Source organism: Rhizobacter sp. AJA081-3 (assembly GCF_017795745.1).
Classification (GTDB): domain Bacteria; phylum Pseudomonadota; class Gammaproteobacteria; order Burkholderiales; family Burkholderiaceae_C; genus Piscinibacter.
The window spans coordinates 3,920,669-3,937,433 of sequence record NZ_CP059067.1; the positions used below are offsets into that span (position 1 = coordinate 3,920,669).

At 67.0% G+C, this 16,765-nt stretch carries 16 protein-coding genes and 1 pseudogene; 16 read left to right on the top strand and 1 reads right to left on the bottom strand.

The features are described from left to right. Positions 1–10: 10 nt before the first annotated feature. From HZ992_RS18660 to HZ992_RS18730, 15 genes and pseudogenes are all read left to right on the top strand, one after another. Positions 11–1,216 carry an amino acid ABC transporter substrate-binding protein gene (locus tag HZ992_RS18660; protein WP_209383317.1) on the top strand — a complete coding sequence of 402 codons (1,206 nt, stop codon included), beginning with the start codon at positions 11–13 and terminating at the stop codon, positions 1,214–1,216. A 24-nt stretch (positions 1,217–1,240) separates the two neighbouring features. Continuing rightward, positions 1,241–2,104 (top strand): branched-chain amino acid ABC transporter permease, encoded by an 864-nt coding sequence (locus HZ992_RS18665; protein WP_209383318.1) that lies wholly within the window; start codon positions 1,241–1,243, stop codon positions 2,102–2,104. Continuing rightward, positions 2,104–3,951 carry a branched-chain amino acid ABC transporter ATP-binding protein/permease gene (locus HZ992_RS18670; protein WP_209383319.1) on the top strand — a complete coding sequence of 616 codons (1,848 nt, stop codon included), beginning with the start codon at positions 2,104–2,106 and terminating at the stop codon, positions 3,949–3,951. Before HZ992_RS18665 ends, HZ992_RS18670 begins: the two co-directional genes overlap by 1 nt. Then, positions 3,951–4,655 (top strand): ABC transporter ATP-binding protein, encoded by a 705-nt coding sequence (locus tag HZ992_RS18675; RefSeq protein WP_209383320.1) that lies wholly within the window; start codon positions 3,951–3,953, stop codon positions 4,653–4,655. Before HZ992_RS18670 ends, HZ992_RS18675 begins: the two co-directional genes overlap by 1 nt. A gap of 16 nt (positions 4,656–4,671) precedes the next feature. Next, positions 4,672–5,460, top strand: coding sequence for a sterol desaturase family protein (locus HZ992_RS18680; RefSeq protein WP_209383321.1), 789 nt, complete (start codon positions 4,672–4,674; stop codon positions 5,458–5,460). After that, the gene (locus tag HZ992_RS18685; RefSeq protein WP_209383322.1) at positions 5,457–6,242 is read left to right on the top strand and encodes an SDR family NAD(P)-dependent oxidoreductase; all 786 of its coding nucleotides are present in this window, start codon (positions 5,457–5,459) and stop codon (positions 6,240–6,242) included. The genes HZ992_RS18680 and HZ992_RS18685 overlap by 4 nt, the downstream gene beginning before the upstream one ends. A gap of 16 nt (positions 6,243–6,258) precedes the next feature. Further along, positions 6,259–7,701, top strand: a complete 1,443-nt coding sequence (locus tag HZ992_RS18690) for an aldehyde dehydrogenase family protein (RefSeq protein WP_209383323.1) — start codon at positions 6,259–6,261, stop codon at positions 7,699–7,701. A gap of 48 nt (positions 7,702–7,749) precedes the next feature. Next, complete coding sequence (locus HZ992_RS18695) at positions 7,750–8,562, top strand: enoyl-CoA hydratase/isomerase family protein (protein ID WP_209383324.1); 813 nt, start codon at positions 7,750–7,752, stop codon at positions 8,560–8,562. A gap of 35 nt (positions 8,563–8,597) precedes the next feature. Beyond that, positions 8,598–9,764, top strand: a complete 1,167-nt coding sequence (locus HZ992_RS18700; protein ID WP_209383325.1) for an ABC transporter substrate-binding protein — start codon at positions 8,598–8,600, stop codon at positions 9,762–9,764. 10 nt (positions 9,765–9,774) lie between these two features. Further along, the gene (locus HZ992_RS18705; RefSeq protein WP_209383326.1) at positions 9,775–10,659 is read left to right on the top strand and encodes a branched-chain amino acid ABC transporter permease; all 885 of its coding nucleotides are present in this window, start codon (positions 9,775–9,777) and stop codon (positions 10,657–10,659) included. Further along, positions 10,652–11,608 (top strand): branched-chain amino acid ABC transporter permease, encoded by a 957-nt coding sequence (locus HZ992_RS18710; protein WP_209383327.1) that lies wholly within the window; start codon positions 10,652–10,654, stop codon positions 11,606–11,608. The genes HZ992_RS18705 and HZ992_RS18710 overlap by 8 nt, the downstream gene beginning before the upstream one ends. After that, positions 11,605–12,372: an ABC transporter ATP-binding protein gene (locus HZ992_RS18715; RefSeq protein ID WP_209383328.1), complete on the top strand. Its 768-nt coding sequence runs from the start codon at positions 11,605–11,607 to the stop codon at positions 12,370–12,372. The genes HZ992_RS18710 and HZ992_RS18715 overlap by 4 nt, the downstream gene beginning before the upstream one ends. Further along, positions 12,365–13,072 (top strand): ABC transporter ATP-binding protein, encoded by a 708-nt coding sequence (locus HZ992_RS18720; protein WP_209383329.1) that lies wholly within the window; start codon positions 12,365–12,367, stop codon positions 13,070–13,072. Before HZ992_RS18715 ends, HZ992_RS18720 begins: the two co-directional genes overlap by 8 nt. A 1-nt stretch (position 13,073) precedes the next feature. Continuing rightward, positions 13,074–13,481 carry a hypothetical protein gene (locus HZ992_RS18725; RefSeq protein WP_209383330.1) on the top strand — a complete coding sequence of 136 codons (408 nt, stop codon included), beginning with the start codon at positions 13,074–13,076 and terminating at the stop codon, positions 13,479–13,481. Positions 13,482–13,637: 156 nt separating this feature from the next. Further along, a pseudogene (locus HZ992_RS18730) lies at positions 13,638–14,673 on the top strand (IS630 family transposase). A gap of 76 nt (positions 14,674–14,749) precedes the next feature. Here the strand turns inward: HZ992_RS18730 and HZ992_RS18735 are convergent. Continuing rightward, positions 14,750–14,887, bottom strand: a complete 138-nt coding sequence (locus HZ992_RS18735; RefSeq protein ID WP_209383331.1) for a hypothetical protein — start codon at positions 14,885–14,887, stop codon at positions 14,750–14,752. A gap of 671 nt (positions 14,888–15,558) precedes the next feature. Between HZ992_RS18735 and HZ992_RS18740 the strand changes: the two genes are divergently transcribed. Continuing rightward, positions 15,559–16,545 carry a ProQ/FINO family protein gene (locus tag HZ992_RS18740; protein WP_209383332.1) on the top strand — a complete coding sequence of 329 codons (987 nt, stop codon included), beginning with the start codon at positions 15,559–15,561 and terminating at the stop codon, positions 16,543–16,545. Positions 16,546–16,765 lie beyond the last annotated feature (220 nt).

Sequence of the window (16,765 nt, forward strand, 5' to 3'; positions counted from 1 at the left end):
CGGAGACAACATGAAAACCCATCTGCTTCAGAAACTCGCTGGTGCCGCTCTCGCCGTGGTAGCCGCGGCACCGGTGGCTGCCAAGCTCAATTCCTGCGACGGCCCGATCGTGTTCGGCACCACGGTCTCGGAAACCGGCCCGTTCTCGACGCTCGCCGACCGCTGGCGCAAGATGACCGAGGTCTTCGCCGAGGAGGTGAACAAGACCGGCGGCGTGGCCGTGAAGGCCTGCAACAAGAAGCTGCCTATCCAGTTTGTCATCTACGACGACCAGAGCGTGCCGGCCACCGCGGTGCAGCTCTACGAGAAGATGGCCACGGTCGACAAGGTGGACTTCTTCGTCGGGCCCGACTGGTCGTCCATCGGCGGCCCGGTGCCGCCCATCGCCGACAAATACAAGATCCCCATGGTCATGGCCAACGTGGCCACGCCAGCGCTCTACGACCGCGGCCTGAAGTACATCTGGGGCACGCCCTTCCCGGTGGTGCCCAACTGGTCGGCGCGCTACTTCGACATGCTCGGCAAGGTCAGCCCCAAGCCGCAGACCATCATCTTCATCACCCACGACAACCCGGTGATGAAAGGCATCACGGCAACGTGGAGCAAGAAGGCCGAAGAGCAGGGCCTCAAGGTGCTGGGCACCGAGATGTTCGGCGCCGAGCTGAAGGACTTCACCGCGCTCATCGCCAAGGTGCGCGCGGCCAAGGCCGACATCGTCTACATCAGCAGCTACGACAACGCCAGCGTGCCGCTGGTGCAGCAGATGCGCCAGCTGAAGGTGCGGGCCATGGACGTGCACCACACCATGCTGACCGGTGCGCTGCAGCGCCAGGTGGGACAGGACCTAGAAGGCATGACTGGCGAACTGAGCTGGTACCCGGGTGTGAAGGGCGCCTACAGCGAACTCGTCGAGACCGTGATGCAGCGCTCGAACGTGACCATGTTCGACTACATCTGGACCCTGGGCCGCCTGACCAGCTACCTGGCCATGATTCAGGGCATCGAGAAGGCCGGCGAGGTGGACCGCGAGAAGGTCAAGGCGGCGCTCTTCAAGGCCACCATCAAGAGCCCGGCCGGCGATGTGACCTTCGACGAACGCGGCTTTGCCAACACCGGCGCCTTCACGGTGCAGATGCAGGCAGGCAAGGTGCAGGTGGTGTGGCCGCCGGAAGTGGCCACCAGCAAGCTGCAGTGGCCTTCGCCGAGCTGGAAGTGACGCGGCGCACGCGGAACTGAAGCCATGGAAGTGCTCCTGCAAGTGCTCATCGGCGGCGTGCTGCTGGGCGGGCTCTACGCGCTGGTCGCGTTCGGCCTGTCCCTCATCTACGGCGTTGTTCGCATCCTCAACTTCGCACACGGTACGCTGCTGGCCGTCAGCGGCGTGGCGGCCAGCCTGGCCTTTGCCACCTGGCAGTTGCACCCCGTGCTCATCGCCGTGCTGCTGGCACCGCTGCTGGGCGCTTTGGCCTACGGCTACTACCACCTGCTGCTCAAGCCGCTGGCCCAGCGCAACCACTTCGAAGGCACAGTGGGCACGGTGCTGGTGACGGTGGGCACGCTGATGGTCCTGAGCGACCTCACCGCCAAGGCCGCGGGCGCCACGCAGCGCAACATCCCGGTGCGGCTGGAAGCGCTGGAGTTCGGCGACATCGTCGTCAGCACGGTGCAGCTGCTCATCCTGGGCGGCATCGCGCTGCTCACGCTGGTGATGCACCTGATCCTGAAGAAGACCTGGTTCGGCCGCGCCATCCGCGCGGTGACGCAGGAGCCGGTGGGCGCGCAGATCTGCGGCGTGCAGAGCACACGCATGAAGGCGCTGACCTTCGCCTTCGGCTCGGCCACGGTCGCCCTCGCCGCCGTGATGTATGTGCTGAGCTTTCCGGTCGATCCGACCATGGGCTTCAGCCTCACGGTGAAGGCCTTCACGATCATCGTGGTGGGCGGCATCGGCAACCTGCCGGGCGCATTGCTGGCGGGTGTGTTCCTGGGTGTGGCCGAAGGCCTGACGGGCCTGTACTGGAAGCCTGAATGGGCGCCGGCACTGAGCGTGGTGCTCATGCTGGCCATCCTGGTGGCCCGCCCGCGTCTGGCAGGGGCGAAGTGATGGCGGCGCTGGATCTTTCAACGCCCGCCACGGGCAACACCGCCGGCCGGGCCACCGTCGCGCGCTACGGCTGGGGTCTGGGAGCGCTGGCCGTGGTGGCGCTCGCGGCCTTGCCGTTTTTCGGCAACCCCTACTACGTCACCTTTGCCTTCACCGTGCTCATCGCCTACATCCTGGGCCAGAGCTGGGACTGGGTGGCAGGCGAGATGGGCTATGTCAACCTGGGCCACTACTGCTTCTATGGCATCGGTGCTTACGGCTTTGCCATCGCGCTGGTGTCGGGCTGGCCCTTCCTGGCGGCTTTCGGCGTGGCGCTGCTGGCCACCGCGGTGGTGGCGGCGCTGGTGTCGGTGCCACTGTTCAGGCTGCATGGTGACTACTTCGCCTTTGCCACGCTGGCGCTGCTGCCGCTGATGGAGGTGATGGCCTTCAACCTGGGCTGGTTGACCAAGGGGGCAGACGGCATCGTGCTGCCCGTGGACCAGGTGCTGACGCCGGCCTTCCTGGGCGCGCTGGCGGTGTGCGTCGTGACCTTCGTCGTCACCCTGCGCATCAACCACGCACGTTTCGGCTTTGCACTGAAAAGCATACGCAACGACGAGCAAGTGGCCGAGACCGTGGGCGTGAAGATCGGCCCGGTGAAGCGCCATGTGCTGGTGCTGAGCGCCATCTTCGGCGCCGCCGCCGGCGCGCTGCAGGCCTGGCAGATGAGCTACATCGACCCCACCAGCGTCTTCGGCCTGAACGTGGCGCTGGTGCCCATCGCGATGGTGCTGTTCGCCGGCTCGGGCCTGCGCTTCGGGCCCCTGGTCGGCGTGGTGCTGCTGGCGAGCATGCAGCAGTGGCTGCTGGTCAGCGTGCAGGGCTTCCAGCACACGCTGTATGGCCTGACCATCCTGCTCATCGGGCGCTTCATGCCCGGCGGCTTCCTGCGCGCGAAATGGGTGCGCCGGGTGCCGGGGCTGCGGCTGCTCGGCCGTGAGCACCATGAACATGTCGGCGAAACCGCCGCCAGAGTGGCCGCCACACCCACCAGCGCGACGGTGGCGCTGCCACTGCCACGCCTGCAGGTGGACCGCAGCCGCCCGCTCATCGAACTGCAGGGTGTGCGCATGCAGTTCGGCGGCAACGTCGCCGTCAACGACATCAGCCTGAAGATCATGGAAGGCGAGATCGTCGGCCTCATCGGGCCCAACGGCTCGGGCAAGACGACGCTGTTCAACTGCATCTCGCGCGTCTACACGCCCACCGCGGGCAAGGTGCTGATGGCCGGCCAGGACCTCGCCGGCCTGGGCCGCGACGGCATTGCGCGCCTGGGTGTGGGCCGCACCTACCAGATACCGCGGCCCTTCGGTGACTTGACGGTGCAGGAGAACATCGCCATCCCGCTGATGTTCAGCAGCCAGCCGCTGAGCCCGCGTGACGCCATGCGTGAGGCGCGTGCCTTCATCGACTACGCCGAACTCGGCCCGCGCCTGCACCACCGTGCCGATGCGCTGAGCGTGCAGGAACGCAAGGCGCTGGAGTTCGCGCGTGCGCTGGCCTGCCGGCCGCGCCTGCTGCTGGTGGACGAGGTCGCCTCGGGCCTGACACCCGCCGAGGTGAAACGCTTCGTCGAGCACATCCGCCATGTGCGCGACCGCTACGGCATCACCGTGATCTGGGTCGAGCACATCTTCTCGGCGCTGGAGCAGGTCGTCGACCGTGTCATCGCGCTGGAACAGGGCAGCCTCATCGCCGACGGCCCCCTGGCCGTGGTGGTGAAGGACGAACGTGTGCTCAGCACCTACCTCGGGTCGGCCGCAGCGCGCCCACCCGCCGTGCCCACGCGGGCAGGAGCGAACTGATGCTGACCTTGAAGAACCTGGCCGTGGACCACGGCAAGCTGCGCGCGCTGTGGGACGTGAGCCTGCACGTGGGCAAGGGCGAACGTGTCGGCCTGCTGGGCGCGAACGGCGCCGGCAAGAGCACGGCGATGGGCGCCATCGTCGGCCTCTACCCGGTGGCCGCTGGCGAGATCAGTTTCGACGGGGCGCCCATGAAGGCGCCCAGCACGACGCAGACCGTGGCCGGTGGCATTTCGCTGGTGCCCGAAGGCCGGCGCCTCTTTCCCGGCATGAGCGTCTGGGAAAACCTGGTGATGGGCGCCTACGCCGCGCCCAAACGCGAACTGGACGCGCCGCTGGAACAGGTGTTCGGCCTCTTTCCGATCTTGCGCCAGAAGGCGGCGCAGAACGCGGGTGAACTCTCCGGCGGCCAGCAGCAGATGGTGGCCATCGGCCGCGCGCTGATGTCGCGCCCGCGCCTGCTGTTGCTGGACGAGCCCTTCATCGGCGTGGCGCCGCTGCTGGTGGACGAGATCCTGGCCGCGCTGCGCCAGATCGCCAACGCCGGTGTGACGCTGGTGCTGGTGGAGCAGAACACCCACCGTGCGCTTGATTTTGTCGAGCGCGCCTATGTGCTGGAAAACGGCCGCACGGTGCTGGAAGGCGGGCGCGATGCGCTGCTCGCCGACCCGGCATTTGCAGCCAAGTTTCTCGGCCTGGAATGAGCAAGAAGGAAACGACATGAACCGCGACCAAGAGATCGTGCAGCGCTCGCACAGCTTCCGCGAGCAGTACCGCAAGGAAACACCTTCGTGGTACCGCGGCGAGATGCACCTGGCCTTCACGCTGCTGTTCACCGGCGGTGTGATCTGGTACTGCGCCGCGAACATCAGCAATGCCAGCTGGGCCGAGTGGCTGTGGGTGGTGCTGCCGATGTTTCTCTTCGGCAACTGGGCCGAGTGGGCCGGCCACCGCTACCTGCTGCACAGCCCCAGGAGTTTCATCAAGCCGGCCTACAAGCGCCACGTCAACACCCACCACCAGTTCTTCAGCCACAAGACGCTGGACTACCACGGCCAGCAGGACTGGCGCGCCTTGCTCTTCCCGCCGTTTGCCCCGGTGCTGTTCGTGCTGGCGGCGCTGCCGCCGGCGCTGCTGCTGGGCACGCTGTGGACACCCAATGCCGGCTACATCGCGATGTTGACGATGGCCGCCTATTTCCTGATGTACGAGGGCCTGCACACGCTCAGCCATCTGGAGCACCCGCTGCTGGACGCCATGCCGCTGGTGAACACCGTGCGCCGCATGCATGTGCTGCACCACAACCCCGACTTCATGCACACGCGCAACTTCAACCTGACCTTCCCCATCTGCGACGCGATCTTCGGCACCAGCGACCTCAACAAGGGCCTGCTGGGCACGCTGTTCAACGGCATGTCCGACGCCGCACGCAAGCCCGAAGACGCTGCGCGCGTGGCCGCACAGCTGACTGACAAACCCGCCCGAAGCACCGAACGGAAAGCCGCATGAGCACCCCAGAGCCCCTTCCTTCCGCGCCGCGTCTGGCCGGCCGCGTCGCCATCGTCACCGGCGCCGCCCAAGGCATCGGTGCGCGCTACGCCCGCGCCCTGGCCGCCCAGGGTGCGGCCGTGGTTTGCTGCGACGTGACGGATGCCGAGCCCGTGGCGGTGCAGATACGCGCCGCGGGTGGCGAGGCCATCGCGCTGCACACCGATGTCACCTCGGTCGAGTCGACGCGCCTGATGGCCGCCACCGCGATCGAAGCCTACGGCCGCATCGACATCCTGGTGAACAACGCCGGGCTCTTCACCAACCTGGCGACGCAGCCCTTCGACCAGATCGACGCTGCCGAGTGGGACCGTGTGATGGCCGTCAACGTGCGCGGCCCCTTCGAGTGTGCCAAGGCCGTGGTGCCGCAGATGCGCGCCCAGGGCTACGGCAAGATCGTCAACATCGCGTCGGGCACGGTGTTCAAGGGCGCGCCCTTCCTGCTGCATTACGTCACCAGCAAGGGCGCGGTGGTGGCCATGACACGTGCACTGGCGCGTGAGCTCGGCGACGCCGGCATACGCGTCAACACCCTGGCGCCTGGCCTCACCGCCAGCGAAAACACCCGGGCCAACCCGGCCTGGCAGGGGGTGGCGGCAGCCAACAACATCGCCAGCCGCGCCATCAAGCGCGAGGTGACGCCAGAAGACCTGTGCGGCACCCTGGTCTACCTCGTCAGCGCCGAAAGCGACTTCGTCACCGGGCAGGTGGTGGTGGTCGATGGCGGCTCGGTGATGCATTGAGGACGCGGCCGTGAACATGGAAGCCCAACTCCTCATCAACGGCCGCTGGTTGCCCGCGCGCAGCCACGGCACCTGCATCAACCCCGCCACGGGCGCTGCCATCGGCACCTACGCTGATGGGGGTGAAGCCGAGGCCCAGGCCGCCATCAGCGCCGCGCGCGCGGCCTTCGAGACCACCGGCTGGGCGCAGAGCCCGCGGCTGCGCCAGCAGGTGATGCTGAAGTGGGCCGACGAGCTGGAGCGTCGCGCCGATGAACTGGCGCGCCTGCTGACGCTGGAAAACGGCAAGGTGCTGGGCCAGAGCCGGGGCGAGGTGGGTGGCGCCATCTCCGAGGTGCGCTACTACGCCGGCCTGGCGCGCCACATGCCCGGCCATGTGCTGGAAGTCGAGCCCGGCGTCTTCAGCACGATGCTGAAAGAGCCGGCCGGCGTGGCGGGCCTGATCATTCCGTGGAACGCGCCGGTGGTGTTGCTGATACGCGCACTCACCCCCGCGCTGGCCGCGGGCTGCACCGTGGTCATCAAGCCGGCACCGCAGACGGCGTTGATCACCGCCGCCGTCATCGCCGCACTGCACGACGTGCCGGGCCTGCCGCCCGGCGTGGTGAACCTCGTCAGCGAAAGTGGCCACGCGGTGGCGCAAGCACTGGTCACTTCGCCCGAGGTGGAGGTGCTCAGCTTCACCGGCAGCAATGCCACCGGCGCGCGCATCATGGCCGCGGCGGCGCCGACGATGAAGAAGCTGAGCCTGGAGTTGGGCGGCAAGTCGGCCTGCCTGGTGTTCGACGATGTCGACGTGGAGCGTGTCGCGCCGCAGCTGGCGGCTGCGGCCACCATCATCAGCGGCCAGCAGTGCACGGCCGCGCGCCGTGTGCTCGTGCACGCCGCCAGGTACGAGGCCATGAAGGGCGCGCTGACCCGCGCGCTGGCCGCGCTGGTGGTGGCCCCGGGCGACCAGGTAGGTGCGCATGTCGGCCCGCTGATCGACCTCGCCTCCTGCGAGCGTGTGGATGCGCTCATCCGGCGCGCGATGGACGAGGCCGACGAGGTGCTGCTGCGCGGCGGCCGTCTGGCGGGCGCACCGGCGGGCAGCAGTTTTCTCACGCCCACGCTGGTGGCGCACCAGGACAGCAGCGCGTTTTTTGTGCAGGAAGAAATCTTCGGGCCGCTGCTTGTCCTGGAGCGCTTCGAGGACGAGAAGGAAGCCGTGCAGCGCGCCAACCACAGCGAGTACGGCCTCTCGGCCAGCGTGTGGACGCATGACGGCGCCCGGTCATTGCGGGTGGCACGTGCGCTGCGCAACGGCACGGTGTGGATCAACGACCACAACAAGCTCTTTGCCGAAGCCGAGACCGGGGGTTACCGGCGCAGCGGCATCGGCCGTCTGCACGGCTTCGATGCACTGATCGACTTCACCGAAATCAAGCACATCTACCAAAGCGTGGGCGTCGTCTCCTGAGCGAGCACGCCTGACCACTCCTGAACACGCCTGACCAAAGGAAACCCCATGAACCTGCCCGCACTCCAGCACCCCGCCACCACGCTGCCGGCCGAGCCCGATGGCTTCCGTGTCGAGATCGATGCCGCGCGTGAACGCGCCGACATCGTGCTCGACCGCCCGCCCTTCAACGTCGTCAGCATGCTGGCGCGTGAACAGCTGCGCATCGCCTTCGAAGCGCTGGACGCCGACGAGCGGGTGCGCGTGATCGTCGTGCGCGGCCAGGGTGAACACTTCAGCAGCGGCGGTGACATCAAGGGTTTTCTCGCCGCCACGCCCGAGAAGGTGAGCCAGCTGGCCTGGAACATCGCCGCGCCGGCACGCTGCGGCAAGCCGGTGATCGCGGCCGGCCGCGGCTACTGCTTCGGTGTCGGCTTCGAGCTCAGCCTGGCCTGCGATTTCCGCCTCGTCACCGAGACCACGCTGTACGCGCTGCCCGAGCAGAAGCTGGGCCAGATCCCGGGCAGCGGCGGCAGCGCGCGCCTGCAGAAGATGGTGGGCATCACACGCACCAAGGACATCGTGATGCGCAGCCGCCGCATCAGCGGCCGCCAGGCCTTCGACTGGGGCGTGGCCACCGACTGCGTGCCCGATGCCGAACTCGAACAGGCCACCGATGCGCTGGTGGACGAGCTGCGCAGCTTCAGCCCGCTGGCCCAGCGCACGGCCAAGAAGCTGCTCAATGACACCGAGGACTCGCCGCTGTCGATTGCCATCGAACTCGAAGGCCACTGCTATTCGCGCCTGCGCAGCAGCGAAGACTTCCGCGAAGGCGTGGAGGCCTTCCACAGCAAGCGCAAGCCCAACTTCATCGGCCGCTGATTCCCTCACCCCCAACCAGAAGCACGGAGACAGACATGAAGAAGACCTTTGTTGCCACCACGCTGGCGCTGGCTGCCACCACTGCGTGTGCGCAAGCGGGCGCGCCCATCAAGATCGGCGTCGTCACGCCGCTGTCGGGCACCTATGCCGGCATCGGCCAGCAGGTGAAGTGGGGCCTGGACCTCGCCGCGGCGCAGATCAATGCGGGCGGCGGCGTGATGGGCCGCAAGCTGGAACTGATCTACGAAGACGAAGAGGCCAACCCGGCGGTGGCCACGCAGAAGGCCGAGAAGCTCTTCCAGGTCAACAAGGTCGATTTCCTCACCGGCACCGTGAACAGCGGCAGCACGCTGGCCGTGGGCCAGGTGGCCGAGCGCAACAACCGGCTGATCGCGACCACGGTGTCGTTCGCCGACAGCATCACCGCCGACAAGTGCAGCGCCAACGTCTTCCGCGTGAATGCCCGTGCCGGCATGCAGAGCGCGGCGCTGGCCGACTGGATGGCCACGACGCAGAAAGACGTGAAGGTCTTCTATCTCGGCCCCGACTACGAGATGGGCCGCAGCACCGTGGCCGCATTCAAGAGCGCCGCCGAAGGCAAGGGCGCGAAGACCGTGGGCGAGGTGTTTGCGCCGCTGGACAACAAGGACTACTCGCCCTACTTCGGCCAGATACGCGGTGCCAGGCCGACGGTGATCTACACCTCGGTGGCCGGCAACGACACGGTGCGCCTGTTCACGCAGATGGCCGAGTTCGGCGTCAACCGCAACATCCAGGTGGTGGGGGCCTCGGGCACGGTCACCGGGCAGAACCTGGCGGCCATCGGCAAGGCGGCAGACAACTTCGTCACCGGGGTGGGCTATTCCACCAGCATCCCCACGCCCGAGAACCAGAAGTTCGTCGCCGACTTCACCGCCGCGAACAAGGCCGCGCCCGACCTCTATGGCGCCGACAGCTACGGCGTGCTCTTCGCCTACAAGGCCGCGGTGGAAAAGGCCAAGAGCACCGAGACCGACGCTGTGCGCACGGCGTTGCGTGGCCTGCAATGGAACACCCCGCAAGGCGTCAAGACGCTGCGCGCCGGCGACCACCAGGCGATGCAGGACATGTACGCGGTGAAGGTCAACGGCGGCAAGTTCGAGATCGTCGGCAAGGTCGCGGCCGCCGCTGCGATCGGCGCCGACACCTGCACCAAGTTCTGAGGCAGGCGTGATGTTCGACTGGCTGCAGTTTGTGCTGGCGCCGCAGGTCATCAACGGCCTGTCCATCGGCGTGGCGGTGGTGCTGATGGCGCTGGGGCTGACCATCATCTTCGGCCTGCTCGACGTCATCAACATGGCCCACGGCGAGTTCTATGCCATCGGCGCCTATGCGGCGCTGGCGCTGATAGCCGTGGGCCTGCCCTTCTGGTGGGCGCTGGTGCTCACGCCGCTCTTGATGGCGGTGGTGGGCTATGCGACGGAGCGTGTGTTGATACAGCGTGTCTTCCACAGCAAAGACCGCCACACGCTCACACTCCTGCTCACCTTCGGCATCGCCATCATTCTTGAAGACCTGCTGAAGATCGTCTTCGGCGCCAACCCGCTGCGCATCGAGCAGCCCATCACCGGCGCCACCGAGATGTTCGGCCTCTTCTTCCCGAACTACCGGCTCTTCCTGATGGCGGTGGGCGCGCTGGTGATAGGCGCGGTGTGGATCGTCGTCTTCCGCACCCGGCTCGGCGCGATGGTGCGCGCCGCCGCCTTCGACCGCCACATGGCCGCGTCGCTGGGCGTGCCGGTGAGCGTGGTCTACGCCGGCACCTTCGCCTTCGGCGTCGCGCTGGCGGGCTTGTCGGGGGTGCTGCTGGCGCCCATCTACTCGGTCTTCCCGACCATGGGCCGCGACTTCGTGTTGATCGCCTTCAGCGTCGTGATCATCGGCGGCATGGGCTCGATCAAGGGTGCCGTCATCGCCGGCCTGCTGCTGACGCAGGTGCAGTCCATCAGCAGCCTCTTCATCTCGCCGGTGTGGAGCGACCCGCTGCTGTTTTCCATCATGGTCGCAGTGCTGATGTGGCGCCCGCATGGCCTCTTCGGGAGGCTCGGTCATGGTTGACTCCGCGGTGCGACTGCTGTCGTACGCCTTCTTCGCCATCGCGCTGGTGTTCGCGGCGGTGGCCTGGGCGCTCGACGACGTGTTTTTCTTCCGCCTCGCCACCGAGGCGCTGATCTTCGGCGGCCTGGCGCTCAGCGTCGACCTGCTGCTCGGCCGCACCGGCCTGCTGCCGCTGGGGCAGGCGCTGTTTTTCGGCTTCGGTGCCTACGTCTCGGCACTGGTGCTCAAGCACCTGGCGCCTTCGCTGCCGCTGGCGATGTTCATCGTGCTCATCAGCAGCACCGTGGTGGGCTTGCTGGGCGGTGTCATTGCCATCCGCGCCAAGGGCGTGTATTTCGCGCTGATCAGCTTCGGCCTCGCCCAGGTGGTCAGCAAGGTGGTCTTCAACACGCGCGAGCTCGGTGCGTCCGACGGCCTCATCGGCGTGCCCGCGCCGGTGTGGCTGGGGCTGGAGACGGCGCATGCGCCCAGCTTCTTCCTGCTCGTGCTGCTGGGCATGGCGGCGCTGCTGGCCTTCCTGCTGTGGCTGATGAACACACCCTTCGGCCGCCAGCTCGACGCCATCCGCACCAACGAACACCGGCTGCCCTTCCTCGGCTTCGACCCCTGGCGCTACAAGCTCGCGGTGTTCGTGCTGGCAGCACAGGTGGCAGCGCTCAGCGGTGCGCTGTACCCGATGCTGCGCGGCTTCGTTAGCCCCGAGCTGATGTTCTTCCAGGTCTCGGGCAATGCCGTCATCAACGTCATCGTCGGCGGCACCGGCACGCTGGTGGGCGCGCTCTACGGCAGCGCGCTGCTGACGGTGCTGAAGTCGGTGGTGGGCAGCTTCACGGCGCACCACGCCATCGTCATCGGCGCGCTCTTCGTCGTCTCGGTGATCTTCTTTCCCAAGGGGCTGGTGGGCTATCTGGCGCCGGCGCTGCAACGCTGGCGGAGCAAACGCGCATGAACGGCGACACCATCTTGAACGTTCGTGGCCTGACGGTGCGCTTCGGCACGCTGGTGGCCGTCAGCGACGTCAGCTTCGACGCGCAGCGCGGCCACATCACCTCGGTGATCGGCCCCAACGGTGCGGGCAAGAGCAGCCTGTTCAACCTCATCAGCGGCGCCATCCGGCCCAGTGCCGGGCAGGTGCTGTTCGAAGGCCGCGACATGACCGGCCAGCGGCCGGACAAGATGCTGGCTGCCGGGCTGGCGCGTTCGTTTCAGATCACCAACCTGTTCTTCGAACTGCCGGTGCGCGAGAACCTGCGCCTGGCGGCGCAGTTCGTCGAGAACGGCCGCGGCCTGTTCCGCGGCATCGCGGCCAGCCGCGTGGCGCTGGCGCGGGTGGACGAGCTTATCGAACGCTTTGCACTGCAGACGCGGGCCGACGAGCTGGCCGGCTTCCTGTCGCATGGCGAACAACGCCGGCTCGAGATTGCCGTCGCGCTGGCCGCGCGACCGCGCCTGCTGCTGTTGGACGAGCCGACACAAGGCATGAGCCATGCCGACACCCAGGACACCGAGGCGCTGATCCGCAGCCTGGCCGCCGAGGGTTTGAGCCTGCTGCTGGTGGAACACGACGTGGAACTGGTGATGAACCTGTCGGACCATGTGGTGGTGATGCACCAGGGCGCCAAGCTCGCCGAGGGCCCGCCGCTGCAGGTGCGTGCCGACCCCGCGGTGCAGGCCGCCTATTTCGGCGATGCGCGCGAGGCCAGCCATGCTTGAACTGAAGGACGTGCACACGCACTACGGCCTGAGCCATGTGCTGCAGGGTGTCAGCCTGCGCGTGGATGCCGGCGAAGTGGTGGGCCTGTTCGGCCGCAACGGCGTCGGCAAGACGACGGTGATGAAGACCATCGCCGGCTGGGTGGCGCCGAGCCAGGGTTCGGTGTTCTTCGACGGCCAGGCCATCGGCGGCGTGGCCTCGGAACGCATCTGCCGCCAGGGTATCGGCTTCGTGCCCGAGGACCGGCGCATCTTTCCCGGCCTGACGGTCGAGGAGAACCTGGTGCTGGGCTTCATGCAGAGCCCCGGCCGCAGCCGCGCCGAAGACCGGCGCCAGCTTGACGCCACTTACACACGTTTTCCACGCCTTGGCGAACGCCGCCAGCAGATGGGCACCACCCTGTCGGGTGGCGAACAGCAGATGCTGGCGATGGCGCGCGTGCTGGTGGGCAGGCCGCGCCTGCTGCTGATCGACGAGCCCACCGAAGGTCTGGCGCCGAAGATCGTCGACGAGATCTTCACGCTGATGGAAGGCCTGCGCCGCGACGGCATCCCGATCCTGCTGGTCGAACAGAACATGCACCGCGCCATCGGCCTGGTGCAGCGCTTCTACGTGCTGGAGCGTGGCGCGGTGGTGATTGCTGGCGATGGCGCGAAAGCCGCCGATCGCGAGGCGCTGATGCGGCAGCTGGCGGTCTGACGTGGCGGTAGACGACCGGCGTATTGCCTGCCTGCTGACGGCCGAAGCGATCAAGTGCGGCAGTGCCGTGACAAAGGCCTGCCTGTCCGTGGCTGCGGAAGCGGGATTCCGCGTGGTGGCTCTGAACCACTCGACGGCAACCAGCGGCATCGGGCCGGAGATCGAGGCGGAGGCGATGCGGCTCGGTATGCAGTGCATTCTCGTCAACGATGCGGCGCACTGCCGTCTCGACTCGAGACTGCGCGATGCCGAGCGCTGGTCGCTTGCGCAGTCACTCTCGCGCGACGGGTTTGACGGGTTCATCCTGTGCGAAGTCTGCGACAACCGCACCAGGGCTGAATCGCTGCTCGCGACGGCTCGTGTGCTGTTGCGGAATCTGGATCAACTCGATTGGGAGACGTACCATTAACATGGGACCAAGTCCTTCGTTAAAGCGGAGGTCGGAACTCAGGCGAAGCCCGTCGCCCATGCTGTCGCCCTGCCCCCCGTCAGGGGCGGACCCCGGCGACTATTGATCCGGCACTAAACAGTTGAACTGTTTGCGTGTCGTAGAGTCAGATCGAGCATGGACAAGATCGACTCCCGAACGCTGCCGGTGGACGCGCTCAATGAGCGCCGCCGGCGTGCGGTGAAGATGAGGCTGGACGGCACGAGCCTGAAGGACACGGCGGCGCTGTGCGAGATGTCGCGGACGACCGTGATCGCGGCGGTGAAGGCCTACCAGACGGGCGGCTGGAAGGCGGTGGACGTGGACCGGGGCGGCCGACCGGTGGGTAGCGGCCGTACGCTCAGCGCCGAGCAGGAACGCGAAGCCCAGCGCCTGATCCGAGACCGCACGCCCGACTAGTTGAAGATGGTCTACGCGCTGTGGACGCGCCAGGCCGTGGCCGAGCTGATCCGGGATCGCTACGGCATCAAGCTGGCCGTGCGCACGATGGGCCTGTACCTTGGGCGCTGGGGCTTCACGCCGCACAAGCCCATGAAGAAGGCCTACGAACAGTCGCCCGCTGCGGTCAAGAAATGGCTCGACGAAGAGTACCCGGTGATCGCCGCGTGCGCCAAGGTCGAGGGGGCCGAGATCCACTGGGGGCGACGAGACCGGGCTGCGCAGTGATGACGTGCGCGGCCGAAGCTATGCGCCGAAAGGCCAGACGCCGGTGATCCGGGTGAACAACAAACGCCACGGCCTGTCGGTCATCTCCACCGTCACCAACAAGGGCCAGATGCGCTGGAAGGCCTTCGACGGGGCATTGAACTCGGACATCCTGATCGACTTCCTGCGCCGGCTGGTCAAGGACGCCGGCCGCAAGATCTACCTGATTGTGGACAAGCTGCGGGTGCATCACAGCAAGCCCGTGAAGGCCTGGCTGGCGGAGCACAAGCACGAGATCGAGGTGTTCTACCTGCCCAGCTACAGCCCCGAGCTCAACCCCAACGAGATGGCCAATGCGGACCTGAAGCAGGCTGTCACGAAGTTGGCTCCGGCCCGCACCAAGCTCCAACTTGTGAAGGCCACTGCCCGGCACCTCAGCAGCGTTCAGCGGCAGCCCGAGCGGATCAAGAGCTACTTGCAGCATGAGCCAGTTCGGTATGCGGCTTGAGTTCAATGCTTCGATGCCGAGTCAATAAGCGTTCGGCGGACTTGAGGCGTAGAAGATGCAGGGCACCCTAGATGGTTCAGTAGAGCCAGGTGAAAACGTCCTCTATTGAGACGTTGACAACGCCGCGCTTGCCCCGCTGGTTCGGCCCGATCTTCGAGTCAGGCTTGTGCCTGCCCGACAGCAGCGGATGCGCATCGGCGTTGATGGTCAGCATGATGCGCGCGACATCGTGGATGTCTCCGCTGGCCTCGTCGGCCCACGTATTCCACCGACCGGCGAGGCCCCATGGTTGGCTGTCGGCTCGCCAGAGTCGCCACCAGACGCTCCTTCCGGTCTCCCAGCAGGGCCCTTCGAAGGAGAGGGCCGGGATGATGCCGCGCAGCCTTAACGCCAGGGATCCTTGTATTTCGTCTTTTGGCTCAGATCTTCACCGCGCGCATGGCTCGTCAAATACGTCAGCGTCGGCATCTCGGCGGACCAGGGGACCAGGCCCGGCTGGCCAACCACCAATTCTGCGGCCGGTTCGGTCGCATCCCGCATGCAACGGATAACTAAGGGGGAACAGCCAAACAGCCCGCTCGACACTGGAGGAAGTCCTTGTAGATGGCGGCTTTGTCCAATGGCCGTATCGAGCCAGAGCGGGGTTCAGATTCCGAGCCGCAAACCTGCCATTCGCGGGCGCTCCGTGACAAGCTTTTCGAGCGCGCCTTGAAGGACGGCTTGTGGCCGACAGAAGCCTCCCGGCTGTGTGCCCTACAGCGGCCACTGATGCGATTGGTTGGTCCTGCAGATGACCGCTGCCGGCAATGCGTGCAGGGGCCGGGGCCATGGGCCGAGAATACGTGGTCCGCTACACAGCCCCACTGACCACCCTGCTTCGCTCCGATGCCTGACATCCCTGAGATTCCCGAGACTTCTCCGGCCCCGACGCCCAATGCGACTTTGGGCACGCCGACCGAGGCGCCGCCAGCTGACCCCGCGGCGGCTGTCGCACCGGCGTCGCGGTCCGACCCCGGCGTGGCCGACAGCGCGCGCCTGCTGGCCGAGCACTTCCCGGCGCTGTTCGGCGCGGGCGTGATCCTGCCGATCAAGCTTCGCATCCACGCCGACATCAATCAGCGGGCGCCAGGCGTCTTCACCAAGAAGGCACTTTCACTCTTCCTGCAGCGCCACACCACCGGGACCGCCTACCTGCGGGCCCTGGTGGCCGAGGGCGCGACACGCGTCGACCTCGACGGCCAGCCGGTCGGCGAAATTGCCGCCGAACACCGCGATGCTGCAAGCGTGGAACTCGAGCGGCGCCGCGCCGTCATCGAAGCAAAGCGACGCGCAGGGCGCGAGGCGGCCAAAGCTTCGCGTCATGACGCGCGCCCGTTGCGGCCGCCCGGACCGCCAGTCCTTTCCCAGCAGGCGGAGGTGTCGCAGTCCGCTTCGCAAGCGACCGGCGAGCGGCCTGCCGCTCGTGGCGCGCGCTCGGTGCCACCCGGCACCTCCGATCGCTCAGACCGCTCTCCGCGGCCATCTCAGCCCGGCCAAGCGTCACGGCGCTCCCGACCGCACCAACCTGGCGAACAACGAGAACCCGGCCGGCCCGGCGATACGGGATCGGGCGCGCCGCGGCGCCCGCACAAGCCCCTGCCCGAGCGCAAGCTTGCCCGTGCGCATGAAAAAGTGCCCGCGAACGCGCCGGCCCTGCCGCTCAATCCCGAGCAGGCTGCCGAGGCCGCGGCTCGCCACCAGCGCGCTTTGCTGCTGCGCAGCTTCGAGCAGAGCCCCTTGTCGAAGGCGAACTTCGGGGCCTTGAAGGGGCTGAACGAGGAATCCCTGGACGCGCTTCTGACCCTGGCGCGGCAGGAGCGTGGTTCACGGTGATGGCCCCAGCGCCGCAGGTATCGGGCCCATTCACCATCCAAACCTCCGTCGGCAAGTACAGCGAAACTTGCCTGGGTCCCCGGAGGACATTCGCGCGCGACCTCAAGCTGGCTGTCGCCAGCACTGTTGAAGAGATGGAGGTCCAACATCTATCGCAGTGCAGCGGTTGCGGTCCTTCACCCTCAGTGGCCCGACATAGGCAAACCGCCATCAAGCGGAC